General features: G+C 70.8%; 16 protein-coding genes. 4 read left to right on the top strand and 12 right to left on the bottom strand.

Features of this window, described 5'->3' with window-relative positions:
• Positions 1–58: 58 nt before the first annotated feature.
• On the bottom strand, positions 59–1,900 hold the full coding sequence (locus tag G6O68_RS08800) for a M12 family metallopeptidase (RefSeq protein ID WP_165246722.1): 1,842 nt from the start codon (positions 1,898–1,900) through the stop codon (positions 59–61).
• Between the two features lie 450 nt (positions 1,901–2,350).
• On the opposite strand from G6O68_RS08800, the gene G6O68_RS08795 reads away from it, so the two are divergent.
• Positions 2,351–3,469: an acyltransferase family protein gene (locus tag G6O68_RS08795; RefSeq protein WP_165246720.1), complete on the top strand. Its 1,119-nt coding sequence runs from the start codon at positions 2,351–2,353 to the stop codon at positions 3,467–3,469.
• A 34-nt stretch (positions 3,470–3,503) separates the two neighbouring features.
• Here the strand turns inward: G6O68_RS08795 and G6O68_RS08790 are convergent, their stop codons facing one another.
• The 3 genes from G6O68_RS08790 to G6O68_RS08780 all read right to left on the bottom strand — a co-directional run bounded on the left by G6O68_RS08790 (position 3,504) and on the right by G6O68_RS08780 (position 7,701).
• Positions 3,504–4,619 carry a dienelactone hydrolase family protein gene (locus tag G6O68_RS08790; RefSeq protein WP_165246718.1) on the bottom strand — a complete coding sequence of 372 codons (1,116 nt, stop codon included), beginning with the start codon at positions 4,617–4,619 and terminating at the stop codon, positions 3,504–3,506.
• A gap of 366 nt (positions 4,620–4,985) precedes the next feature.
• Complete coding sequence (locus tag G6O68_RS08785; RefSeq protein WP_165246716.1) at positions 4,986–6,902, bottom strand: alpha amylase C-terminal domain-containing protein; 1,917 nt, start codon at positions 6,900–6,902, stop codon at positions 4,986–4,988.
• Positions 6,903–6,972: 70 nt separating this feature from the next.
• Positions 6,973–7,701: an NAD(P)H-hydrate epimerase gene (locus tag G6O68_RS08780; protein WP_165246714.1), complete on the bottom strand. Its 729-nt coding sequence runs from the start codon at positions 7,699–7,701 to the stop codon at positions 6,973–6,975.
• Between the two features lie 111 nt (positions 7,702–7,812).
• Here G6O68_RS08780 and G6O68_RS08775 point away from each other — a divergent pair, with 111 nt between their 5' ends.
• A complete protein-coding gene (locus tag G6O68_RS08775; RefSeq protein ID WP_165246712.1) occupies positions 7,813–8,076 on the top strand; it encodes an FmdB family zinc ribbon protein in 264 nt (87 codons plus the stop codon).
• A gap of 1,139 nt (positions 8,077–9,215) precedes the next feature.
• Positions 9,216–10,754, top strand: a complete 1,539-nt coding sequence (dnaA, locus tag G6O68_RS08770) for a chromosomal replication initiator protein DnaA (protein WP_165246710.1) — start codon at positions 9,216–9,218, stop codon at positions 10,752–10,754.
• Between the two features lie 22 nt (positions 10,755–10,776).
• On the opposite strand, the gene G6O68_RS08765 is transcribed toward dnaA, so the two are convergent.
• The 5 genes from G6O68_RS08765 to G6O68_RS08745 all read right to left on the bottom strand — a co-directional run bounded on the left by G6O68_RS08765 (position 10,777) and on the right by G6O68_RS08745 (position 19,064).
• Positions 10,777–11,895, bottom strand: coding sequence for a hypothetical protein (locus tag G6O68_RS08765; protein ID WP_165246708.1), 1,119 nt, complete (start codon positions 11,893–11,895; stop codon positions 10,777–10,779).
• Between the two features lie 40 nt (positions 11,896–11,935).
• A complete protein-coding gene (locus tag G6O68_RS08760; protein ID WP_165246691.1) occupies positions 11,936–13,759 on the bottom strand; it encodes a glycerophosphodiester phosphodiesterase in 1,824 nt (607 codons plus the stop codon).
• 135 nt (positions 13,760–13,894) lie between these two features.
• Positions 13,895–14,248, bottom strand: coding sequence for an endonuclease domain-containing protein (locus tag G6O68_RS08755; RefSeq protein ID WP_165246689.1), 354 nt, complete (start codon positions 14,246–14,248; stop codon positions 13,895–13,897).
• 123 nt (positions 14,249–14,371) lie between these two features.
• On the bottom strand, positions 14,372–17,608 hold the full coding sequence (carB, locus tag G6O68_RS08750; RefSeq protein ID WP_165246687.1) for a carbamoyl-phosphate synthase large subunit: 3,237 nt from the start codon (positions 17,606–17,608) through the stop codon (positions 14,372–14,374).
• A 481-nt stretch (positions 17,609–18,089) separates the two neighbouring features.
• Positions 18,090–19,064: a PEP-CTERM sorting domain-containing protein gene (locus tag G6O68_RS08745; protein WP_165246685.1), complete on the bottom strand. Its 975-nt coding sequence runs from the start codon at positions 19,062–19,064 to the stop codon at positions 18,090–18,092.
• Positions 19,065–19,659: 595 nt separating this feature from the next.
• On the opposite strand from G6O68_RS08745, the gene G6O68_RS08740 reads away from it, so the two are divergent.
• A complete protein-coding gene (locus tag G6O68_RS08740; RefSeq protein WP_165246683.1) occupies positions 19,660–21,030 on the top strand; it encodes an efflux RND transporter periplasmic adaptor subunit in 1,371 nt (456 codons plus the stop codon).
• Between the two features lie 64 nt (positions 21,031–21,094).
• On the opposite strand, the gene G6O68_RS08735 is transcribed toward G6O68_RS08740, so the two are convergent.
• Genes G6O68_RS08735 through G6O68_RS08725 form a run of 3 tightly spaced genes read right to left on the bottom strand, consistent with a single transcriptional unit; the run spans position 21,095 to position 22,915 of the window.
• Entirely contained in the window at positions 21,095–21,241 is a 147-nt protein-coding gene (locus tag G6O68_RS08735) for a DUF2256 domain-containing protein (RefSeq protein WP_165246681.1), read from the bottom strand.
• Positions 21,242–21,293: 52 nt separating this feature from the next.
• Positions 21,294–21,800 (bottom strand): 2'-5' RNA ligase family protein, encoded by a 507-nt coding sequence (locus G6O68_RS08730; RefSeq protein ID WP_165246679.1) that lies wholly within the window; start codon positions 21,798–21,800, stop codon positions 21,294–21,296.
• A 14-nt stretch (positions 21,801–21,814) separates the two neighbouring features.
• Positions 21,815–22,915, bottom strand: coding sequence for a spore photoproduct lyase family protein (locus G6O68_RS08725; RefSeq protein WP_390625361.1), 1,101 nt, complete (start codon positions 22,913–22,915; stop codon positions 21,815–21,817).
• Positions 22,916–22,917: the final 2 nt, after the last annotated feature.

Here is a 22,917-nt window from a genome sequence, read left to right as displayed (position 1 = left end):
GCGTCGGGGGAGGATGAGCCCCCCGACGCCTCGTCGCGTTTCGGGCCCGGGTCGCGGTTCAGGACTTCGGGGCCGCCGGCGCGGCGGGCCGGGGGTCCGAGGTCGGCGCGGAGGCCGGGGACGAGGCTCGGGCGGGCGGCTCGGATCCGGGCGGGGGCGCGGGGCCGCTGAACTCATCGCCGCCGACGGGGGGCGCGGCTTCGCCGCCTCCGAGGCCCTCCGTGGCGTCGACCGCGCCAGAGTCGGGGGCGGGGGCTCCGCCGGCCGGCGCCGCGCCCTGGGGATACGGGATCGTCACGGTGACGGTGATCGACCCGCTCGTCGCGACGCCGCCGGGGACGACCGTGACGGCCGGGGGCGCAGCGAGGCTCGGGGCGGCGTAGCTCGGGGCCGAGGCGAGCGCGGCGGCCGGGGCGTCGAGCATCGGGGCGAAGCCGACCGAGGCCGGCGTCGACGGGAAGGGGGGCTCCGGCGGCGGCGGGTCGCCGCCCGGCGCGATCGGGGCCGCCGGCGCGAGCGAGGCCGGCGCGGCGGCGGCCGCCGCCTTGGCCGCCGGGCCGTACATCCGGTTCACGGCGGCGACGTCGTACCGGCTCGGCTTCTTGACGTTCCCCAGCCCGATCACGTCGGTCGTCAGGTTGAAGTTGAACTTGGTCCGGTAGAAGTCCTGCCAGGCCTTCGGGATGGAGTAGACCGGGAAGGTCGGCCGGAAGGAGCCGTCGACGGCGTTGGGGTTCACGCTCCCGGCCCGCGAGTCGTACAGCATGATCGAGAAGTAGTCGAACCCGGTCCCCAGCGTGGTGAACTCCTGGACCGGCGTGGTGAACTGGGAGATCCATCCCGGCTGGATGTTCCGCTCGATGAGCGCCAGGTGCGATCCCCGATCGGGCCGCGACTGCTCGTGGAACAGCCCCAGGGCGTGCCCCAACTCGTGCGAGATGTGCGGCTCCGGGAAGCGGTCCGGGTGCAGCAGGTTGAGCCACTGTCCGCCGGGGACCATCCCCACGTTCGACGAGCCGGCGTCGCCGCCGACGAGCTTGACGTACAGGTAGTTGCGGTCCCCCGGCTGGAACGGCCGGAACTTGACGGCGTCGGTCTGGTCCATCCAGAGCCGCGTGGCGGCCTCGAACCGGGCGCGGAACGGCTCGTAGCTGCGGTCGATGAAGTACGGGACGACGCCGTCGGGCCAGTAGAACCGGGTGTCGAGCAGCGCCAGGGCCTGGGCGACGGGCCGCGCGGGGTCTTCCTCGGGGGGGGCGGGCTCGTCGCCGGGCTCCATCGCGCGGGCCGCGGCGACGAACTGGTCCAGGGCCTCATCCGCCCCCTTGGTCATCACCCCGGCGGCGGGGGCCGACGCGTCGGAGCGGAGCACGCGCTGGGCGGCCTTGAACCGCCGGACGGCCTGGAGGAGCCGCTGGGCCTCGGCCCGGCCCTCGGTCGGCGCGGCCAGGCGGGTCTGCTGCTTGGGCTGCTGGGCGAGCTGCCGCGAGATCCGGGCGACCGACTCGCGAAGCTCCGGCGGCAGCCCGGCGTCCTTGTCCGGGCTCTTCTCGAACTCCTGCGCGGCGGAGATCGCCTCGTTGAGCAGGGCGTTGCTGACGTCGTCGGTCGTGCCGACGATCATGTCCCCCTCGATGACGACGTAGGGGCCGACCACCGCCGCCTTGGTCTCGACGGGCTTGAACCGCGAATCCCAGGTGATCGTCACGGGGAGGTCCGGCGTCGGCAGCCGGCCGCCCAGCATCGGCGCCAGCGCGGCCCCCGGCTGGGACTCGGGGGGGGGCGGGACCTCCTGGGCGGTCCCGTCGCCCGGCGCGACGATCAGGCCCAGCACCACGAGGGCGGCGGCCGTCGAGGCCGCGCACGAGGCCAACACGAGCGGACGTTGTCGCTGTCGCACGGGCGCTTCTCCTGGCGAGAATCGGTTTGGAATTGTCCTGGAATCAGCCTATCGAAGCGTTGCGCAAATGCAAGGAATCGATCGGCCCGTGGACCGAAGTTTTCACGGACAGGTCCCGGAGCCCCGAGGCGTTGCCGGCTCCGGTCGCTCTTCAAACCTCGATGCCGACTTTAGTTAAGGATTGATTAAGATAATTTTAGCCGGCGGGTTGCGCAAAGAAGGCTTTGTATCCCCCTTTGATGGCCGGGCCTGAGGCGTTTGAAAATCATGTTCGACGTTGAACGTTGATGTTTGGAAACGTCGCCGCGATCCCCGGGGCGGGCGTTGATAATCGCCCGTGTTCCGTGCGCGAGGGCGTGGTGTCGCCCCGCCGTCGCCGATGTCGGCCGATCTCGCCCGGAGCCACGGCGTCCCGCGCGCCGAGATCTGTGGGTTCGGAGTCTGCACCTGATGGGCCGTCTGGAAACCGCGTCGCTGGGCCGGGCGAACAACATCGACTTCCTGCGCTTCTCGCTGGCCTCCCTCGTGATCTTCTCCCATTCGTACCCGCTCCTGCTCCGGACGAGCAATCGCCAGGAGCCGTTCTGGGTCGCGACCGGTGGCCAGAAGACGGGGGGCGAGCTGGCCGTCGAGGCGTTCTTCATCCTGAGCGGCTTCCTCATCACCCGGAGCTGGTCCTCCTCGCGGGGGGCGGGCGACTATCTGCTCCGCCGCGGGCTGCGGATCTACCCGGGCTTTCTGGCCGCGATCCTGTTCTGCGGCTTCCTGGCGGCGCCGCGGCTGGCCGACGACCCCGCGCGGTACTGGCGGGAGTTCTCGCCGGTCCGGCTGATCGCCTCGGGCCTGAACCTGGAAATGGCCCTGCCGCCCGGCGGGGTGACCGTCAACGGGTCGCTCTGGTCGATCCGCTACGAGTTCCTGTGCTACCTGACCGTCGCGGCGTTCGGGCTGCTCGGGATCCTGGGGCGTCGCCGGCTCGTGGTCGCGGCCTGGCTGGTCTGCCTGGGGGTCCACGCCGGCCAGATCTTCCTCGGCTGGAAAGTGCCGGGCAGCCGATTGAGCTGGCTTTACTCCTATCCGGACTTCTGGCCTCGCGTGATGAGCGCCTTCCTCGGCGGGGCCGTCGCCTACCTGTATCGCGACCGGATCGAGCTGTCCCGCCGCTGGGCCCTGGCCGCCGTCGCCGCCCTCCTGATCTTCGGCGTCGCCGCCCCCTCCTGGAAGCTCCTGCCGCTGCTGACCCCGACGCTCGGCGCGTACCTGCTGCTCTACGCGGCGTACACGCCCGTCGGCCGGCTCCCGGACTTCGCCCGGCATGGCGACTTCTCGTACGGGCTCTATCTGTACGCCTTCCCGATCCAGCAGCTGCTCGTGCGGGCCCTGGGGCCGACGCTGAACGTCGCGACGCTGTACCTGCTGGCCTGGGGGATCACGCTCGCCTTCGCCGTCGCGAGCTGGCGGCTCGTCGAGCGGCCCTTCATGCGGCTCAAGCGCTCGTCCCGCGCCGCGTCGACCGGCCTCGAGGCGCCGCCGGCGGTGTTCGGCGAGCTGGTGCCGGAGGCCGGCTGAGGCGGGCCGAGCCGGACCCCCCCCGCCGCGGCGATCAAGGCCGGGGGGCGGGTTTCAGCGCCCATGTCAGGAAGTCGTCGATCTGGCCGTTCGACTCGTCGGTCGGCTCGTGGGCGGGGCGGTTGGTCATGGCGACGCCGCGGCGGACGCCGAGCAGGGCGTCGACGGCGAGGACGTGGTTCAGCGGACGCCAGCGGCCGGGGCCGTCCTCGGCCCCGCCGGAGACCAGGAACGGCCGCGGGGGCATCAGCGCGAGCAGCTCGTGGAGGTCGCGGCCGTCGGCGACGAGCGCGGCGTACGCGCCGGTGCGGGGGTTCTCCGGGGTGACGAGGCCCGGCTTGCGCCTCCGGCCGGGCTCCCAGCCCAGGTACCAGGGCTCCTGATAGTTCACGTCGCGGCGGGCCTCGTCGAAGACGATCCCGGGGTCGGACCAGACGCCGCAGGCGAACCGCTCGTCGAGGCAAGCGGCGAACAGCGCCCACTTGCCGCCGTACGAGTGCCCCATCACGCCGACCCGCTCGGGGTCGACCTCGGGCATCGCCCGCATCGCCGTCAGGGCGTTCGAGGCGACGTGCGCCAGGTACGCCAGCGGCTGGATCGGCGGCTCCCACCTCGACGGGTCCAGGACGCGGGGGTCGAAGCCGATCGAGAGGCAGACGAAGCCGCGCTCGGCGAGGCGGCGGGCGAAGTCGCGATGCGGCTTGCTCCCCAGGCCGACGGCCGTCTCGGGCTCGTAGAAGACCGTCAGGACCGCCGGGTGCGGGCCGGGGCCGTCGGGGATGAGGAGGTAGGCCGGCTCCTGGGGCCGATCGGCGGCGACCTCCACGCGGAGCCGACGCCGGACGAACGTCCCCGCGCGTTCCTCGCCCAGCACCTCGACCTTCGGCCGCTCGATCCGAGGAGGCTCCTCGCCGATCCGCTCGCGCCACTGGCGGAGGATCTCTTCGCGGCGCTCCCGCCACGCGGCCGGAGTCTCGGCGACGCGGCCGTCCGCGAGGATCAAAGGAGACCGATGCGTCCCCAGGTCGCCCGCGAACTCCGTCGGCGGTTCGAAGGCCCCGGCGAGGCTCGCGGGCGGGGCGTCGTCGGCGCGGGCGGCGACGCCGATGAGGATGATGAACGCGAGGGCGAGGAAGCGGACGCTCGTCATGGTAAGGGTCCCGGAAAGAGGATCGATGAGGGGGGCAACGTCCTTCCCCCCTTGGCGGGGGAAGGTGGCCCGCAGGGCCGGATGAAGGGGGGGGCGAGCGAGACGACTCTCGGTGGCTCGACGCGGCTTCCCGAGGCCGGTGCTGTGCGGGCTGGGCCTCGAAATGCGAAGCTCACCGCGAGCGTCCCCCCCTCATCCGACCCCTGCGGGGTCTGCCTTCCCCCGCCAGGGGGGAAGGCCGTTTCCAGCCGTTGCGCCTTGGATTCGTCCGCCTGGATGGTCCCCCTCATCGACCGCTTCGCGGTCCTTTCCCCACCAGGGGGGAGGCGAGACAGGCGAATCCCCCCTGCCCTTTCGCGGGCGTCGTCAGCCCCGGGCGAAGACCAGGACGCTGTTGGCGGGGAGGACGAGGGCGGCGGAGGCGTCGAAGCCGTGCATGGGGATCGGGTCGGCCGAGACGCCGCCGCCGTTGCCGACGACGTTCGGGTTGACCCAGTTCTCGTAGACGTCGCTGTTGAAGGCCTCGCGCCAGCCGCCGACGGAGGGGAAGCCGATGCGGTAGCCGTAGCGGTTGAAGGTCGCCAGGTGGACGACCACCATCACGTCGCGGCCCTCGCCCGGCACCCAGCGGTGGAACGCCAGCACGCGATTCTGGTCATGGGCGTGCACCGGGCGGAAGCCCTCGCCGCGTAGGGCGGGCTCGCGCCATCGCAGGCCGATCAGCTCGCGCGTGAACCGGATGTGGTCGAGCATCTGCTTGTCGCCGGCCTCGACTCCGGCCCAGTACAGGAGCAGGTCGGCGTGGTGCTCCACGTCGTCGGCCCATTGCTTGTCCTCCAGGAACTCCTGGCCCATGAACAGCATGGGGATCCCCGGCGCGGTGAGCGAGATCCCCGTCGCCACCCGCGCGCGGCTGCGGCCGTACCAGGAGCGGGGATTGTGGAAGTCGCCCAGGCGGGCGACGCGCTGTTCGCGCCCCCGGTAGACGATGTCGTGGTTCTCGGGCCCCTGCACGATCCGCCAGGATTCGGCGAAGCCCTCGGGCCAGAGGCTCGCGGCCAGGCGTCTCATGGCGAGGGGCCGCTCGTCGGGCTCGGCCGCCTCGCGGATCACGTCGCGGACGGCGATGCGCAGGCCGTCGGTCAGCGTCGTGTCGAAGCCGGCCCCTTCGGGACGGGGCTTCACGACGTGGGGGTTGACGGGCCAGTACTCGGCGTGGTCGATGGCGCCGGGGTGGAAATGGTTCACGGTGGCGGTCAGGTCCTGGCAGAAGCTCCAGCCGTGGGGCCAGCCGTCGTGGTCGATGACGCTGACCTGATCGTAGCGGAGGCCGTCGACCCGGTACTCCCTCAGGAAGAACGTGGCGTTGCGGATCAGGAAGTCGCGGACCTCGGGCTTGCCGAAGTCGAAGACGTCGCCGCCGGCGTGCTCGCGGCCGTTGAAGTAGAGCGAGTTCGCCGCCACGCCCCCGGACTCGGGCTGACGGTCGAAGAAGCGGAGGCTCTGGTCGCCGAAGCTCCCCCCCGCGTGGTTGTAGACGACGTCCAGGAGCACGGCCAGGCCGTGGACGTGGGCCAGGTCGATCAGGGCCTTGAGCTGGTTCATCTCGCCGTGGAGGTCCTCGACCCGGTACGGCGTCAGGCCCCTGGCGGCGAGCAGCTCGTTCACCTCGTCGATGTAGGGGCCGAGGTCGGCGTCCTCGACGGCGAAGTCCATCTCGGGCGAGAAGTAGTCGGTCCCGTTGTAGCCGAGGCTGAAGCTGGACTGGAACTCCTGGATCGGCAGGAGCTGCAGCGCCGTGACGCCGAGCGACGCCAGGTGCGGGAGCTTCCGCGCGGCGTCCAGGAACGTCCCGGCCTTCCTCGGCAGGTTCGGCGTGTAGAAGGTGCCGACGTGGAGCTGGTAGATCACGAAGTCGGGGAACCGGGGGGTGACGAAGCCGGTCTCGTGCCAGGGGAAGTCGGTCTCGCGGATGATGCAGTCGCTGGGGAACGGCGACTGCAGCTCGCGGGCGTAGGGGTCGCGCTTGGGGCCCGAGCTGCCCGTGCCGTCGACGTGGAAGATGTAGCGGTCGCGGTCCTTCGCGCCCTCGATGAACCCGCGCCAGTGGCCGTGCGCGTCCTTCGTCAGCAGGCTGGAGTCGTCCTTGACGCGGCCGTTGAAGTCGCCGAGGACGTAGACCCGCAGCGCGTGGGGCGCCCACACGCGGAACGTCGCGCCGTCGGCGATCAGGTTGGCTCCCATCGGGGTGTTCGGGGTGACGTGCTTGAGCGGGGCCGGCATGGGCGCCTCGGAGGATAGGGGGAGATCGGACGATCCCTGGCCCAGTTGATACGTCCGCCGCGCCTTTCGCTTACAACGGCGGGTCGGCGTGGAACCGCCGGAGGAGCTTGCCCGGCAGGCCGATGTCGACGACGGCGACCTCGCCGGTGTACGCCGACGCGCCGGGGGCGTCGAAGCCGAGCTTGCGGGCGGCGAAGGTGGCGGTCGCCCGCGCGCGGACGGCCGCGCCCAGGGGCTCGCCCGAATCGGCGTCCAGCCCCGAGGGGATGTCGAGCGCCAGGATCGGCTTTCCCGAGCGGTTCATGGCCTCGACCACCGCGCGGAAGGCCCCTTCCAGCGGCCGGGTCAGGCCGGTGCCGAGCAGGGCGTCGACGACCCAATCGGCGCCGGCGAAGAGGGCGTCGAGGGCCGCCGGATCGGGGACGGAGCCCTCGGGCGCCGCGTCGAACCAGTCGCGCTGGGGGACCTCGGACCGCTCCAGGATCTCCCACTGCGCGCGGGCGTCGCCGCGGATCGCGTCCAGGGGGGCGAACCAGACGAGCGAGACCGGCCAGCCTCGGGCGTCGAGGTGGCGCGCGACGACGCCGCCGTCGCCGCCGTTGTTCCCCGGCCCGCAGACGATCAGGACCCGCGGCTCCCCTCCCCCGGCGTCCCCCGCCAGGGCCGCCAGGCGATCGGCCGCGCCGCGGCCGGCGTTCTCCATGAGCACGAGGGTCGAGAGGGCGAACTCGTCGGCCGCCAGGACGTCCAGGCTCCGGACCTCCTCGCGCGACAGGGGGCGGCACTTGGGGGCGGTCATGGGCGGCGCTCCGTTCCCGCGTCGGCGTTGACAAGACTCCCGCCGGCTTCGAAAATACATGAATCGCCCCCGATGAGTAAGGGGGCCGTCCCCCCGCGCCGAGGAGGCCTCATGCCGATTTACGAGTATCGCTGCGAGCCCTGCGATCACAGCTTCGAGGCCCTGATCCGGGGCGGCTCCGACGTCGCCCGGTGCCCGAAGTGCGGGAACGTCGAGGTCGCCAAGCAGTTCAGCGTCCCGGCCGCCTCGCCGACCGGCACCCTCGGCTACTCCCCCGTCGGCGCCGCCCCCGGCCTCGGCCTCGCCCCCGGCGGCTTCGGCGGCGGCGGCTGCGGCAAGCCCGGCTGCGGCCCCGGCGGCTGCGCGAGCGGCTGACGGCTCGTGTTTCTCTCCTTCCCCCCGGTGGGGAAGGTGGCCCACCGGGCCGGATGGGGGGGAGGCGGGCGAGACCAGCGTATGGAGCAACGAAAGGGCCGGCTTGCCGCCGCGTCCTCGCGTCGTCCGCCTTGTCACCCCGCAGTGATCAGAAAGCACACATGGATTCCGATTGGAGGAAGTACAGGCGTCGTTGTCGTGTGTTTCGATTGGCGGCCGTACTGGCGATGACGTGGATAATCCCCGGGTCGTTGATCCGCTCCTTCCTCGTCCGCTACGGTCTGGGCGATGGCTTGGCTTTCTACTTGGCCATGGCGCCGATGATGGTCCTCATCACAGTCGCTCACCTCCGGCGAATGCTCTGGCCGTGCCCACGTTGCGGTCGGTCGTTTCACGTCAGTTGGTCGTACGGCAATCCATGGGCACTTCGGTGCGTCCACTGTAGCCTCCCGAAGTGGACCTCGATGCAGAAGTAGGTCGAAGACGACTTCGCTTGACTCCTGCCACCTTAGAGTCGCAGGTTGCGGCTCGAATCTCAGTCGACCCTTGCAGTGGCATGCAATTACCAGGGTTTGTCAGAACCTGTTAAGGTCAACTTCTGCCACCGAAGGGGAAGAGAAGACCCGCGAAGCCCGTCGCGACCATCGACCTTTGCTGGCAGGATCGCGGAGCCCGAATCTCCCCGCGACCATCCGGCATCGAGGGCGATGACGCTCCGATGAAGCGGATCGAGGCCGCAAGGACACGACGTCCATCCTCGGCCATTCGCCCACTGCTTGGGAGCCCTTTCATCGAACTTGAGCGAATCGCCGCCGATCTCGCGTTCGGCGCGGGCGCATCCCGCGTTCGCGCCAGGCTTCGCCCGGCTTGACTCGGGCGTGTCGGTCCACTTCGCCCCGCCCGCAGGGCCTGGCCTGGCGCATCCCGCACACCTGGCGCATCGCTGCGCCCCTTTCCCGGTTTACCCCGTCCCCGTCTTTGACACCTTCCCGCCCAGGGCGCATATCTTCGTGGCCGGCGAGGGAAGCTGATCCTGTCACGGGGTCCGGCGAGCCTGGGCGGTCCGTGAGGGAGAGGGAAAATCGCCGGGCCCTTCTGGCCCGTTGGTTGATAGGGACGTCTAGCGGCGGGGTGCGATCATGGTCGGGGCCACCAACAAGACGAAGGCACGCGAGAAGCAGGCGACGGCGCCCCGGGCGGATCGGTCGGCGGTTTCCCACGCGTTGGAGGGCGCCCTGCGTGAGGCGGTCGCGGAGCGCGTCGGCGAGACCCGGTTCGGCCTCTGGTTCGGCGAAGGGGTCCGGCTCGGCGTGGTCGGCGAGGGCGAGGGGGACTCGATCGAGGTCCTGGCCCCCAACGCCTACTTCCGCGACCGCATCAAGAGCGGCTTCGCGGCGAGCGTGGCCGACGCGGTGCGGCAGGTGGTCGGCCGGTCGCTCCCCGTCTCGTACTCGGTGCAGGACGAGGCCGACCCCCGTCACGAGGTCGAGGCGATCCCCGAGCGGCCGGCGACGAACGACGACCGCCGGACGAAGGTGACGGTGCCGATCCCCGGCACCCCCCGCCCGGCCTCGGCACCCGCCCCCGCGGACCGGCCGGCGAGCGACCAGCCCCACCGCTTCTCCGCCCCCCCGGGCTCGACCCGGCTGCTGCGGAAGCTCGACGACTTCGTGGTCGGGCCGGCGACTCAGCTCGGCTATGCGGCGGCCCGCGAGATGGTCCGCTCGGCCGGCCGGTCGTTCAACCCGCTGTTCATCCACGGCGGCGTCGGCCTGGGCAAGACCCACATGATGGAAGGGATCGCCCACGGCATGCGGCAGGCCCACCCCGGCCTGAACGTGGTGCACGTCACGGCCGAGGCGTTCACCAACGGGTTCCTGGAGGCGATGCGGACCTCCTCGCTGTCGAGCTTCCGCGGCCGGTACCGGGGCGTGAACGTCCTGGTGGTGGACGACGTCCACTTCCTGGCCTCGAAGCGGGCGACGCAGGAGGAGTTCCTGCACACGTTCAACACCCTGATCGAGCGCGGGGTGCCCATCGTCCTGTCCTCGGACCAGCACCCGCGGCGGATCCCCAAGCTGACCGACGAGCTGGCGACCCGGTTCCTGGGCGGGATGGTGGTCAAGCTCGACGCCCCCGACCTGGAGACCCGCAAGGCGATCGTCCGGGCCAAGGCCCAGGCCAAGGGGGTCGAGGTGCCGTCGGCCGTGGTCGACTTCATCGCCGAGCACGTCAAGACGAGCGTCCGGGAGCTGGAGGGGGCGCTCCAGAGCGTGCTGGCCCACGCCTCGCTGTCGAACCGGCCGGTGGGCATGGCGATCGCCAAGACGGCGCTCCGCGAGACGATCCGCTGCACGTCGCAGTCGGTGGCCCTGAAGGACGTGGAGCGTTCGGTCTGCGTGTTCTTCCAGGTGGACGCCGACGACCTGAAGTCCGGCAGCCGGGTCCGCACGCTGGCGTACCCCCGGATGGTGGCGATGTACCTGGCCCGCAAGCACGCCGGGGCCAGCTACAGCGAGATCGGCCGCTACTTCGGTGGGCGGAACCACTCGACCGTGATGTCGGCCGAGAAGAAGGTCGTCGCCTGGCTCAAGGACGACGCCCGCAACCCCCTGCTCCCCGGCTTCGACAACGTGGTGGACATCCTCGCCGACCTGGAATCCAGGCTCGGCGCCTGAGCGCGGGCGGTCGGCCGATCCGTCAGGTCGGCCCGGTGGGCGTCGTCGCCGCCTCCAGCCGCGCCATCAGGCGATCGAACTCCGCCGCCGCCGGGCCGGACGCGAAGTCGCGCTGGTGCCGCCAGGCCGACAGGGTCGTGCGGAGCAGCAGGTCGGCGCCGAGGACGGTGACGAACTGGGCGCGGGCCCAGAAGTCCAGGAGGCAGCGGAAGACCTCCCAGGGGCGGAGCAGCGACGTGCCCGCGTCGAGGCCGACCAGCCGGAAGCCGAACGCCTCCCAGGTCGCCGCATAGGCCAGCAGGCAGGTCGCCGACCCGAGCGCCAGCGACCGGGCGATCGCCCGGACCCGCCGCGCCTCGCGAAGCTGGGCGTCGGTGACGACGGGTCGGATGAAGGCCCGGGCGCGGGCCAGGTAGGTCAGGGGCGCCGCGAGCCACAGGAGCATCCCGGCCAGGAGCAGCGGGCTCGGCGCCACCTGGGCCAGGGAGACGAAGCCCGCCAGGGCGAGCAGGCCGTTGAAGGGGGCCGCCGCCATCAGGAGCCAGCCCGGCAGCACCGCCGCCGGCAGCAGCCGCTTCACGCGCAGGCAGGCCCTCATGACGCCCGGGACCAGCGACAGCACGGCCGGGCTGAGGACCACGAAGTAGTAGAAGCCCCAGGCCGCCCGCTCCTGGATCCGCTCGAACGGCCCGGCCGGTCGGGCCTCCGGGGCCGCCGCGTCCCACCAACTCCACGGCAGCAGGGCGATCGCCACCGGCACCAGGAACGACGCCGCCCAGCCCGCCGCCAGGATCGACCGCGAGGCTCGCGGGCGGGCCCAGCACCCGGCGGCGAGCAGGGCCGACGCCGGCATCGCGTAGAACGACAGCCGCCAGGCCAGGTCGGCCGCGTCGCCGAAGGCCGATTGGGCCGCCGGGGCGGATTCCGGGCCCAGCCGCAGCTCGACCGACGGCGTCGGTCGCGGGCCCCCCGCCGGCCGGGCGGCGACGTCGAGGGCGGCGGTCAGGCCCGTCAGCGCGAGCACGAGGGTGAGCGCGCGCAGCCGCCAGGCGAGGTGCCGCGCCAGGACCCGATCGGCCGCGTCCGGCTCGCGCGACGACGCGTCGATTCGTCCGAGATAGGCGGCCAGGATGCGTTTCACCGGGGCGTCCCCAGGGCGTCAGGCGGGCTCGGCCGTCGCGTCACCGCTGCGACAGCCCGTGGCGGGCTCGGAGCAGAAGGCGCTCGAGCGGGTCGAGGGCGTTGATCTCGGCCAGGCGGTCGCGGACGCCCGCGACGTCGTCGGTGATGATCCCGGACACGCCGTCGTCGACCAGGGGCGCGACGAGGTCGACGACGTTGACGGTCCAGGCGTGCACCGGCATCTTCCGCGGCCGGGCGCGGTCGACCAGGGCTCGTGTGGCGAGCCGGGCCTCCATCATCAGGAAGTCCACGTCCAGCCGCGTCGCGTCGCCGAGCACGGCGCCCGAGATGAAGCCGACCTTCACCCCCGGCGCCAGCTCCCGCGAGGCCTGGAGCGCCGGGTAGGACTGGCCGCAGATCCGCACCCGGCCGAGCGCGTCGGCCTTGCGGACGGCCTCGATCACCGGGGCGACGAGCGCGACGGCCCCGGCGTCGTTCTTGGCCTTCAGCTCGATGGTCAGGCCGATCGGCGGCGAGGTGACGGCGGCGGCCTCCAGGAACTCCTCCAGGGTTGCGACCTTTTCGCCGGCGAAGCGGGGGTCGAACGGCGTGCCGAGGTCCACCGTCTTGAGCTGCTCCAGGGTCGAGTCGACGACTCGCAGCGGCGAGCCGGCGATCCTCAACAGGTCGTCGTCGTGGACGATGACGAGCTTGCCGTCGGCCGTGGACTGGACGTCGATCTCGGCCCACTCGGCCCCGTCCTCGGCGGCGATCCGCAGCGCGGCGAGGGTGTTCTCCGGGCCGTCGAACGCGCCAGCGCGGTGGGCGACGATCTCGATGTGCTCGGAGACGCGGGCGTCGCCGATCAGCTCCTTCGCCGCCAGGGCCGAGACGGCGAGCGAGCCGGCCGAGATCGCCACCGCCGCCGTCGTCCACCACCGCGCCCGGGGCTCGTCCACGACCGTCTCGCGGACGACGCCCCCGGCCCGCTTGTAGCTCGCCATGACGAGCCCCGCGAAGATCGCCGCCGCCCCCGCCGAGAAGGCCGCCAGCAGCACGCCGTCGATCGCCAGCAAGGCGGCCGTCGCCGCGACGGCCAGCCGGGGCTTGGGCCCCACCTGGTCGAGCACCAGGCCGCTGATCGCGTGCAGGAGCCACGTCAGCCAGGCCGACGCCGCGGCGAAGGCCGCGACCGATCCGATGACGAGCAGGGCCAGCCGGCCCCGCCTCCCCGACGTCCGCCGCGCGCTGGAGCGCAGCGCCGTCCAGGGCGCGCGGGCGTCCTCGAACATCACGGCCGGGACGGCGAAGATCCAGCGGATGTAGAACCAGCCCGCCGACGCCGCGTACAGGGCCGCGATCGCGCCGACCGCCGCGACCCCCTCCCAGAACTCGGCCGGGCGGTCCACGACCAGCCGGTTGAGGTCGTGCGGGCCCCAGAGCCTCGCATAAGCGAACGCCCCGGCCGCCCCGAACGGCGCGGCCAGCGCCAGCAGCAGCACCGCCTGGAGCAGGTCCACCTTGAGCAAGGCCGGCAGCCGCTTGATCGAGTCGAACGCGTGCCAGACGCCGGGGCCGTCCCCGGCGAGCACCCCCATCACCCCCGCCAGCCGCAGGCTCAGCGTCGTGAGCTGGAGCGCCGCCAGCGTCGCCAGCCCGGCCAGCCCGACCGGCGAGAGGAAGAACGCGACGATCTCGAAGTTGCCGACCGAGCACCGCCCCCACGACTGCAAGGCCAGCCGCAGCACCGTCGCCGCCGTCGGCGCCAGGATCGCCGCCTCCAGCAGCGAGAACGCCGCCGAGAAGGTCACCAATGACCCCCACCGCCGCTTCACGCGGCCGAGGATCATGGCCGTCGTGTCGTGTTGCGCTTCCGGGTTCATCGGTCGGACCTCTGCGTCGAGGGCGTAGTGTTGATCTCAATGTCCTTCCCCCCTGGCGGGGGAAGGTGGCCCGAAGGGCCGGATGAGGGGGAGGACCAGCACGGAAACCATCGGTTTCGATCGACCGATCCTCGCTCAACTCGGCCCACCACGATAAGCCAGGATCGCCTCGACGACCGCCCCGACATCTTCGATCACGTCGTCATTCGAGATCCGGAGCACTCGCAGGTTCTGGGATTCCAGCCAGGCTTGGCGGACCCGGTCGTCCTCTGCTCGGCCGATATGGCTATCGCCGTCGAGCTCGATCGCGAGACGCCGGGCCGCGTCGTAGAAATCCACGATGTAGGGGCCGAAGGGGACCTGCCGACGGAACTTCAGCCCGGCCTCGCGCAACGCCCGCCACAGGGCCCGCTCCGGCATCGTCATCTCGCGACGCAGGCGCCTCGCGCGTTGCAAGGGGGCGGCCGGGTTCGGTTGTTCGGCTTCCATGGCCTCCCTCACAGTGAAGACGCAGGCCGGGAACTCCAGACAGTTTTCCTGCTCGTCTTCCCCCTCATCCGGCCCTTCGGGCCACCTTCCCCCGCCGGGGGGGAAGGGCGTTGAGAATCTCGCTCAGCTCTTCTTGAGCAGGTCCTGCAACGCGTAGACCTCGAAGGCTCCCTCGCGGAGGCGTTCCATGGCGGCGACGGCGGCGCGGGCGCCGGCGAGGGTGGTGATGCAGGGGACGCCGTGGCTGACGGCGCTGGCGCGGATGCGGCCCTCGTCGGTGCGGGCGCCCTTGCCGCTGGGGGTGTTGACGATCAGGGCGATCTCGCCGTTGGCCAGGTAGTCCAGCAGGTTCGGCCGGCCCTCCTGGATCTTGCGGACGACCTCGACGTGGATCCCCTGCTCCGCCAGGACGGCGCCCGTGCCCGCCGTGCTCAGGATCTTGAAGCCCAGGTCGGCCAGCTTCCTCGCGATCGGCGCGATGCCGTTGCGGTCGCGGGCCGAGACGCTGACGAAGACGTTCCCCTCGGACGGCAGCCGGCTGCTCGCGCCGAGCTGGCTCTTGGCGAAGGCCGTGGGGAAGTCCGGGGCGATGCCCATGACCTCGCCCGTCGACCGCATCTCGGGGCCGAGCACGATGTCGACGCCCGGGAACTTGGCGAACGGGAAGACCGCCTCCTTCACCGACGTGTACGACGGCGTCGGCTCCTCGGTCACGCCCAGCTCGGCCAGCGTCTTGCCCACCATCACCCGCGCGGCGACCTGCGCCAGGTTCAGGCCGGTCGCCTTGGAGACGAACGGCACCGTCCGCGAGGCCCGGGGGTTGACCTCCAGGACGTAGACCTCGCCGTCCTTCACCGCGAACTGGATGTTCATCAGCCCGCGCACGCCCAGCGCCTCGGCCAGGGCGTAGGTCTGCTGCTTCAGCCGGGCGACGATCTCGTCCGGCAGCGAGTACGGCGGGATGGCGCAGGCGCTGTCGCCCGAGTGGATCCCGGCCTCCTCGATGTGCTGCATCACGCCGCCGACGATCGTCCGCTCGCCGTCGGAAACGGCGTCGACGTCGACCTCGACGGCGTCCTCCAGGAACTTGTCGATCAGGATCGGCCGGTCCGGGCTGGCGTCCACCGCCTCGGTCATGTAGCGGTCCAGGCTCGTCTCGTCGTAGACGATCTCCATCGCCCGGCCGCCGAGCACGAAGCTCGGGCGGACGACGACGGGGTAGCCGATCCGGTCGGCGATCCGCCGCGCCTCCTCGAACCGCGTGGCCGAGGCGTTCGGCGGCTGCCGCAGGCCCAGGCGCTCGATCACCAGGCGGAACCGCTCGCGGTCCTCGGCGACGTCGATGTTCTCCGGGCTCGTGCCGATGATCGGCACGCCGGCGGCCTCCAGCGCCTTCGCCAGGTTGAGCGGCGTCTGGCCGCCGAACTGGACGATGACGCCCATCGGCCGCACCCGCTCGCAGATGTCCAGCACGTCCTCGACCGTCAACGGCTCGAAGAAGAGCCGGTCCGACGTGTCGTAGTCGGTGCTGACGGTCTCCGGGTTGGAATTGACCATGACGACCTCGTAGCCGTCGGCCCGCAGGGCGAACGCCGCCTGGCAGCAGCAGTAGTCGAACTCGATGCCCTGGCCGATCCGGTTCGGGCCGCCCCCCAGGATCATCACCCGCGGGTTGTCCCCCACGCGGGCCTCGTCCTCGCTCTCGTAGGTCGAGTAGTAGTACGGCGTGACGGCCTCGAACTCGGCCGCGCAGGTGTCCACCAGCTTGAAGACCGAGTCGATCCCTCGGCGGCGGCGGTCGCGGCGGACCTCGTTCTCGCTCGCGTCCCACAGGTGGGCGAGCTGGCGGTCGGCGAACCCGGCGCGCTTGGCCTCGCGGATCAGTTCGTCCGACGCCTCGTCCAGCGAGCGGACCTCGCGCAGCCGGCCCTCGATCTCGCACAGCTCCTCGATGTTGGACAGGAACCACGGGTCGACGCCCGTCAGCTCGTGGACCCGCTCGATCCCCATCCCGGCCAGGAGCGCGTACCGCAGGTACCAGAGCCGCTCGATGTTCGGCGTGGCGAGCTTGGCGACGATCTCGTCCTCGGTCGGCTGCTCGGGCGTGCCCCACAGGTCCTTGTGGTCGCAGCCGATCCCGAACCGGCCGACCTCCAGCCCGCGCAGGGCCTTCTGCAGCGACTCCTTGAACGTCCGGCCGATCGCCATGACCTCGCCGACCGACTTCATCTGCGTGGTCAGGACCGGGTTGGCCTCGGGGAACTTCTCGAACGCCCAGCGCGGGACCTTGGTGACGACGTAGTCGATCGTCGGCTCGAAGCAGGCGGGGGTCTCGCGGGTGATGTCGTTGCGGATCTCGTCGAGCCGGTAGCCCACGGCGAGCTTGGCGGCGATCTTGGCGATCGGGAACCCGGTCGCCTTGCTCGCCAGGGCGCTCGACCGGCTGACGCGCGGGTTCATCTCGATGACGATCATCCGGCCGTCGCGCGGGTTGATCGCGAACTGGACGTTCGAGCCGCCGGTGTCGACGCCGATCTTGCGCAGGACCGCCAGCGAGGCGTCGCGCATCCGCTGGTATTCCTTGTCCGTGAGCGTCTGCGCCGGGGCGACGGTCACGCTGTCGCCGGTGTGCACGCCCATCGGGTCGAGGTTCTCGATGGAGCAGACGATCACGGCGTTGTCGGCCGAGTCCCGCATGACCTCCATCTCGTACTCTTTCCAGCCGATCAGGCTCTCCTCGATCAGGCAGGAGTGCGTGGGGCTGAGCTCCAGCGCGTAGTTGACCATGCGGTCGAACTCTTCGCGGTTGTAGGCGATCCCGCCGCCGGAGCCCCCCAGGGTGAAGCTGGGCCGCAGCACGCAGGGGAGCCCCACCATCTCGTCGCGGATCCGACGGGCGTCCTCCAGGCTCTCGGCCATGCCGCTGCGGGCGCTCTCCAGGCCGATCTCGTTCATCGCCTCCTTGAACAGCGCGCGGTCCTCGGCCGTGCGGATGGCCTTGGCCGTGGCGCCGATCAGGATGCAGCCGTACTTCGCCAGCACGCCCGACTCCGCCAGGGCCATGCCGACGTTGAGCCCCGTCTGGCCCCCGAGCGTCGGCAGCACGGCGTCGGGCCGCTCCGCGGCGATGATCCGCTCGACGATCTCCGGGATCACCGGCTCGATGTAGGTCCGATCCGCCATCTCGGGATCGGTCATGATGGTGGCCGGGTTCGAGTTGACCAGGACGACCTCGTAACCCTCCTCGCGCAACGCCTTGCACGCCTGGGTGCCCGAATAGTCGAACTCGCACGCCTGGCCGATGACGATCGGCCCCGCGCCGAGGATCAGGATCTTGTGGATGTCGGTACGCTTGGGCACGGCAGGCTGTTCTCGCGTCTGGGATGAGGGTTGGGGAGGCCGTCGGCGGGCGTCTCGTCGCGTCTCATTCGGTGGGGTCGGATCGCGTCGCGCGCGACCCTTCGCCGGCCCGCTCCCGTCGCCGCCCGGCCCGCGCGAGACGCGCATCGGGCCGCGCTCGCCCTCGGAGTTCCTGCCGAGGCGGCGCGGCCCGGAAAATTTCCCGATCTTAGCACCTTTCGAGCTGCCGCGACAAGGCGGACCGCCCTGTCGAAGATATGCGCAGGAGGCCCCGTTCGGTTCCTCGTCCCAGACGCCCCGCGGCCGGAAGGAGGCCGGCTCGCGACGGCGATCCTATGGGCTCAGACCGCGAATCCGGCCGGTGGCGTGCGGCCCCGCCGCTTTCCCTCGAACGAGCCCCTCCGCACCACGCGGAGGCCGACTGACGGGTCGAGACGCCGCGCGACCCATGGCGTTCTCGACGCGTCCGGCCCGCGGTCGATCAGGCCTGGCCGACGCCGCGGCGTCGGATCCGGTGAATTCCGGCGAGGCCGGCGATCGCGGCGAGCACCAACGACGACGGCTCGGGCACGGCCGCCGTCGGCACCACGCGGGCGAGGAAGCTCCGGACCTCAGGGTGGGTGAGCTTCAGGTAGCCGGTTCGACCGAAAGGCGCGATCGACTGGGCAGTTGAAGAGAAGGTCGAGAGCCCTACCAGGGTATCACCCGAGTAGGCCGCACCGCCCGAGTCTCCCGAACGACCGTTTCCATGGCGTGGTTGATGGCGGTAGTCCGTGTCGAACCTTGTGGCGAAATAGTGCTCCGGGCCAGCGTTGGGATTGCTGGGGACATACCCATCATAATCGCCTCTCACGGGTGCCGAGTAAGCATAGGCATAGCCGTCCTGGCCAAGGTCGATGGGGTTGGACGCGAAAGGGTCCGTTAGGGCGGTCCTGCCAAATCCGTAGACATCCAGCACGTCGTCGACGGCCGCCGTCCCGATCTGGACCGTGCCGGACAGACCCGCAAAGGCGGCCACTCGGACGACCGCGAGGTCGACCGGCGAGGCTCTGTTCAGGTAGCCGTCGAAGACCGTGATGGCGTCCCTGGTGAACGAGCGGGTCTCGCCCGGGTCGGAATAGGCGTTGGGACCGGCGGACAGGGTGTACGTCAGACTCTCATGCTGCCAGTAATTCTCGACCTGATGACCAGTGATGAGGAAGTAGGCATACCCTCCCACCGTCGAATAGTACGTCGCCGAGGACAGGCGGCTCCCAACACCGAACGGCTCGCCGTTGACGGTGAAGCCGAAGATCCTCGAGCCGGTCCCCTGGAGGCCCATGGCCCGGGCGGCGTCGCGGTCGTCGGTGGAGAAGTAAAGGCTCGCCGAGGCTCGACCTGAGAACATCGCTTGGAGCAGGACGATTGCCAGGGGCAGTACAAACCCTGAGCGGGCCGAGTTCCGAAAGCGCATCATGGGCCTTTCGACTCCTGATCAGTTGGTGACAACCTTCCACGCCGAGGATGTCGGAGACGCTCGCCTCCCAGACTCCAACGGACGGTCTCTTCCGGATCATGCGACCACGCATTAGAACTGATGGGATGTCGTGAAGCAAGAAAGAGGTCGTCTGATGTTGTGGAAAAATTTAGTAGTGCGGGTTATGTTTAGATAGGGCTCCCTCCGCGCCCCGGAGGAGTTCATGTCGGGACCGCCTGGAACCCGCTATGCACTTCGCCGACGACTTGCCACCTGCCCGCCCGGCCTTTAGGGTGACATCCAGATCGTCATGCTCAGCTCGATTGCCGTGCCACGGCAGCGGGAAGCCCTCCAGTCCCCCGCCGGAACGAGCCAGGTCCGCAGTCGAGGCGACCCGCCCCCGATGTCCAGGGGACGCCGATCGGCGACGCGGCGGCCCCCTCCGCCGCAGTGGTGAAAATCCGCAGTCTCGTCTTACAAATGTCTTGTCGGCCCGACTACAATTGTCAGGCGACGGCTCGGCGCGGCCGTCGCGGAGGATTGCCGGGCGGGCCGGCACCGATGCGGCACTCCTTTTGGATCGCCGGAGGCGCGGATGGGCCTGACGTCGACGGCGAGTCTCGGGGCGACGCTGCGGCTCTGGGCCGGGGCGGCCACGCTGGGCGCGGGAGCCTGGTGGGCCTTCGCGGGGGCGGGGCGGCCGGCGCGCTCGATCTCGGTCGCGACGACGGCCGTGCGTCGGGTCCCCCTGGAATCCCGGATCGTGGCGGGGGGCGACCTGATGTCGACGAGGGAGGCGTCGCTGAAATGCGAGGTGGAGGACCTTGCCGACGTGGGGGGCGTCGCGATCGTGAGCCTCGTCGAGAACGGCGCCCGCGTGAAGAAGGGGGACGTGGTCTGCCGCCTGGATTCCTCGGCGCACGAGGAGCGGGCCCGGCAGGCGGAGATCGCCGCGAGCCAGGCGCAGGCGACCCGCGACCAGGCCCTGGCGGCGCTGGAGGTCGCGAGGATCGCGCTGACCCAGTACGAGGGCGGGGAGACCCGGACGCAGATCAGCGACTTCGAACGCAGGATCGCGATGGGGAGGTCGGACTGCTCCCTGCTCGCCGATCGGCTGGCCTGGACCGAGCAGATGGTCGCCAAGGGCTACGCCTCGCGCGGGCAGCTCCTGAGCGAGCGTCAGGAGTTCGACAAGGCCAAGCATGAACGCGAGAAGGCCGAGGGGGAGTACCGGCTGTTCCGGGAATTCAAGGCGCCCAAGGAGATCCATTCCCTCCGAAGCAAGATCGCCGACGCGGAGCACGCCTACCGGCTCGAAGAGGAGCGGCTGGCCATGCAGAAGCAACGCCTGGAGCACGCCCGTCGCCAGGTCGCGAACTGCGTCCTCCGCGCGCCCCAGGACGGCGTGGCGGTGCACGACTGGCGGTCGCGATGGTTTCCCATCCACCCCGGCGCGCTCGTTTATGAGAGCCAGGACCTGCTCAAGATCCCCGACCTCTCGCAGATCGAGGTCGAGGTCGCCGTCCACGAGACGGTCGGGGCCGTCGTGCGGGCGGGGATGCCGGCGCGGGTGAGCATCGACGCGATCCCCGGCCGGACGTTCCCGGGCCGGGTGGCCTCGGTCCTCCCCCTGCCCGTCGCCGACTGGAAGTCGTACGACGAGCGGATGCGCCAGTACATCGCCCGCGTCCGCATGGACGAGACGCCCCCGGGCCTGCTGCCGTTGATGTCCGCCCGCGTCGAGATCGACGCCGGGGAGGTCCGGGACGTCCTCGCGATCCCCGTCGCCGCGATGTCGAGGATCGCGGAGGAATCGGTCTGCTACGTGGCCACGCCGCGAGGGCTGTCGCGGCGGACGATCCGGGCCGGACGATCGACGCCTGAGCTGATCGAGGTCGTCTCGGGGCTGGAAGAAGGCGAGGAGGTCGCCGCCGATTTCGCCGAGGCGGACGCGGCGGCGCGATGAGATTCACCGTCCCGGTCGCCGCGGCTCCGGCGCGGTCCCCCTCTCTCGGAAGGTGCGAGGCCCCTCAGGAGTGCTTCCGCTTCGACCGACGGCATCGTTCGCTGCAGTAGACGATCTGGTCCCAGGTCAGCCGCCACCGACGGTGCCAGGTGAAGGGCCGGCCGCAGGTGGGGCAGACTTTCGTGGGGAGGTTCGTCTTGTTCGGGCTCACGGTCGCATCTCCGCGATCGGGCGGCGTGGGGCGAAGGCGCGCCCAGGACCGATCACGCCCGGAAGGGCAGCCGCGCGTGATGCTCCCACGGCCCGCCCAGGTATTCCCAGACGTCGATCCCCTCGACCCGGGCGACGGACGGGATCCACTCGCGACGGACGGCCGCCAGCGTCTCGCGCGCCTCCTCCGCCGTGACCTTGTTCTGGATCGTCACGTGCGGATTGTACGGCTGCCGGTCCTGCGCCGACAGGTCGGCGACGAGGCGGGCCGCGAGCCGGCGCCTCAGCGCGACCAGTTCGCCGGACTCGACCCGGATCGCCACGCCGCGGCCCAGGGAAAAGGGGCCGGACAGGGCGACCTCGAAGGGCCGGGGATCGGCCTCGGCCGCCTCTGCTTCCAGGATGGTCAGCCCTTCCGCGAAGAGCTTGTGGAAGAGCGTCACGTGGGCGTCGAGGAAGTTGCGCTCGGGCGGGAAGTACCGCTTCCGGAGCCGGTCCAGGCGACGGGAAGACTCGTCGTCCAGCTTCACGGTCGCGATGAACGTCGGCGGCTCCAACACGGCGACCCCACCCACTAGAATGCGTACCGGATCCGGCAGTAGGGGAGCTTCTCCGTCAGCAGGTCGCGGAACTCGGCGACGGCCGCCCCCTTGAAGCCGCGCCGGTATCGCAGGTTGACGCCGCCTCGCTCGGAGATTTTTCGCTCCTGATTGTGCGGAGTCCAGAGGGCGACCTCGGCCTTCGGGTGCCAGCCGAGGTTGATCTCGTGGAGCGACTCGTTGTGGGTGAGGAAGATCACCTCGCACGCCAGCTGACGTTTCGCCTTCTCGCCGACGCCGGCGTCCACCTGATCGAACAGCTCGGCGTAGTCCGCCAGCCAGCCGTCGTCGATGACGACGGGCGAGAAGTTGAGCTGGACCTCGTACCCGGCCTCCACGAAGGCGTCGATCGCCGCGATCCGGTCGGCGATCGGGGTGGTCCGCACGTCCAGCAGCTTGGCCTTCGACGCCGGCATCAGGCTGAACCGGATGCGCGTCTTCCCCCGGGGGTCGAGGTCCAGGAGTTCCCGGTTCACGAACTTGGTGGCGAAGCTCGCCTTGCCGTCGGGCAGCCGCTTGAACAGGTCGACGAGCGTCGCGACGTTCTCGCTGATCAGGGCGTCGACGGAGCAATCGCTGTTGCAGCCGACGTCGTAGACCCACGCCCCCGCCTCGACCTGGTTGGGCTGCGGCTTCGGGCCCAGCTTCTTAACGTGTCGCGCGATCGCCCCGCAGATGGCGTTGATGTTGACGAACACCGTGATGGGGTTCGCGTAGCCCTTGTTCCGGGGGACGTAGCAGTAGGCGCACGACATGGCGCAGCCGTTCGCCGTGCTGGGGGCGATGTAATCGGCGGATCGCCCGTTCTCGATGAACGTCAGCCCCTTCTTCACGCCGAGGACGAGCACCGAGCTTTTGATCCGATTCCAGTCCTGGACGTTGCCCGCGTTCCCGAACAGGCCGGGGATGTCCCCGTGGCTCGGGACGATCTCGACGCGGGCGTCGGGGAACCGGGCCAGCACGTCCCGCCCGACCTCGGATTCGGCCGCCGCCTTCTCGGCGTAGATCGTCGAGACGTCGAGCAGGCCGGGGATCCGGACCGGCTCGCGGGGGCCCGGTCGGCCGAGGTTGAGCAGGC

This window comes from Paludisphaera soli, assembly GCF_011064595.1.
Taxonomy (GTDB): Bacteria; Planctomycetota; Planctomycetia; order Isosphaerales; family Isosphaeraceae; genus Paludisphaera; species Paludisphaera soli.
The sequence above is the reverse complement of the archived record's forward strand: the minus strand, read 5'-3'. Positions and strand labels throughout refer to the sequence as shown.

Excerpts from the sequence above, each read along its gene's own strand:
- G6O68_RS08795 (WP_165246720.1), top strand. The coding sequence starts at position 2,351 with ATGGGCCGTCTGGAAACCGCGTCGCTGGGCCGGGCGAACAACATCGAC.
- G6O68_RS08790 (WP_165246718.1), bottom strand. The coding sequence starts at position 4,619 with ATGACGAGCGTCCGCTTCCTCGCCCTCGCGTTCATCATCCTCATCGGC.
- G6O68_RS08785 (WP_165246716.1), bottom strand. The coding sequence starts at position 6,902 with ATGCCGGCCCCGCTCAAGCACGTCACCCCGAACACCCCGATGGGAGCC.
- G6O68_RS08780 (WP_165246714.1), bottom strand. The coding sequence starts at position 7,701 with ATGACCGCCCCCAAGTGCCGCCCCCTGTCGCGCGAGGAGGTCCGGAGC.
- G6O68_RS08775 (WP_165246712.1), top strand. The coding sequence starts at position 7,813 with ATGCCGATTTACGAGTATCGCTGCGAGCCCTGCGATCACAGCTTCGAG.
- dnaA (WP_165246710.1), top strand. The coding sequence starts at position 9,216 with ATGGTCGGGGCCACCAACAAGACGAAGGCACGCGAGAAGCAGGCGACG.
- G6O68_RS08760 (WP_165246691.1), bottom strand. The coding sequence starts at position 13,759 with ATGAACCCGGAAGCGCAACACGACACGACGGCCATGATCCTCGGCCGC.
- G6O68_RS08755 (WP_165246689.1), bottom strand. The coding sequence starts at position 14,248 with ATGGAAGCCGAACAACCGAACCCGGCCGCCCCCTTGCAACGCGCGAGG.
- G6O68_RS08745 (WP_165246685.1), bottom strand. The coding sequence starts at position 19,064 with ATGATGCGCTTTCGGAACTCGGCCCGCTCAGGGTTTGTACTGCCCCTG.
- G6O68_RS08740 (WP_165246683.1), top strand. The coding sequence starts at position 19,660 with ATGGGCCTGACGTCGACGGCGAGTCTCGGGGCGACGCTGCGGCTCTGG.